The organism is Citrobacter sp. TBCS-14 (assembly GCF_005280805.1).
GTDB classification, from domain to species: domain Bacteria; phylum Pseudomonadota; class Gammaproteobacteria; order Enterobacterales; family Enterobacteriaceae; genus Citrobacter; species Citrobacter gillenii.
Map to the genome: position 1 here is coordinate 1 of NZ_SZWM01000814.1, position 285 is coordinate 285.

Consider the following 285-nt stretch of genomic DNA (forward strand, 5'->3'; position numbering starts at 1 on the left):
AGAAGAGTTAGGCTACTTTCGCGACAGCGTCCACTTCCGGGCGCTTCAGCACCGCGTAGGAGAGACCGGCCACCAGCGTACCAGCAACAATCGCCAACAGGTAACCCAGTACAGGGGTAATGGCGCCTGGGATCAGCAGTACAAATAGTCCGCCGTGTGGCGCCATCAACTTCGCACCCACAGCCATTGAGATTGCTCCCGTCACCGCGCCACCGACGATACAGCATGGCAGAACACGCATCGGATCGCGTGCCGCGAACGGAATTGCCCCTTCGGTGATAAAGC

Annotated in this window: 1 pseudogene; it reads right to left on the reverse strand. The window is 59.3% G+C overall.

Going from position 1 to position 285, the window contains the following annotated elements:
• Window positions 1-7: 7 nt before the first annotated feature.
• Window positions 8-285 (reverse strand): annotated as a pseudogene (locus FDX22_RS21455) (PTS fructose transporter subunit EIIBC); the annotation flags it as partial.